The sequence below is a fragment of the Klebsiella sp. H-Nf2 genome (genome assembly GCF_002806645.1).
Lineage (GTDB): Bacteria > Pseudomonadota > Gammaproteobacteria > Enterobacterales > Enterobacteriaceae > Klebsiella > Klebsiella variicola.
The window spans coordinates 1-684 of the sequence record NZ_PIBL01000037.1 but is presented as its reverse complement, the minus strand read 5'-3'; the positions used below and the strand labels follow the sequence as shown (position 1 = coordinate 684).

The 684-nt window shown below is 58.9% G+C and carries 1 protein-coding gene; it reads left to right on the top strand.

Annotated elements, in window-relative coordinates; genetic code table 11:
* Window positions 1-684: glucose-1-phosphate thymidylyltransferase RfbA (gene rfbA / locus CWM58_RS27880; protein ID WP_100682229.1), on the top strand; the 684-nt coding region annotated here is incomplete at both ends.

Here is a 684-nt window from a genome sequence, read left to right as displayed (position 1 = left end):
TCCTGATCATCTCCACCCCGGACGACATGCCCTCCTTCCAGCGCCTGCTGGGTGACGGGTCGCAGTTCGGGGTGAACTTCAGCTACGCTATCCAGCCGTCGCCGGACGGCCTGGCGCAGGCCTTTATCATTGGCGAGAAGTTCATCGGCAACGATGCCTGTGCCCTGGTGCTGGGGGATAACATCTACTTTGGTCAGAGCTTCGGTAAAAAGCTGGAAGCGGCGGCGGCGAAGACCTCCGGTGCCACGGTGTTTGGTTATCAGGTGCTGGATCCGGAGCGCTTCGGGGTGGTGGAGTTCGACGAGAACTTTAAGGCGCTGTCCATCGAAGAGAAACCGCTGAAGCCGAAATCGGACTGGGCGGTGACCGGGCTCTATTTCTACGACAATAACGTGGTGGAGATGGCGAAGGACGTGAAGCCTTCTGAGCGCGGCGAGCTGGAGATCACCACCCTGAACCAGATGTATCTGGAGCAAGGTGACCTGCATGTTGAACTGCTGGGGCGCGGTTTTGCCTGGCTGGACACGGGCACCCACGACAGCCTGATGGACGCATCACAGTTCATTCACACCATTGAGAAGCGCCAGGGGATGAAAGTGGCCTGCCTGGAAGAGATTGGTTACCGTAATAAATGGCTGTCGGCGGAAGGGGTGGCGGCTCAGGCGGAACGCCTGAAGAAAACCG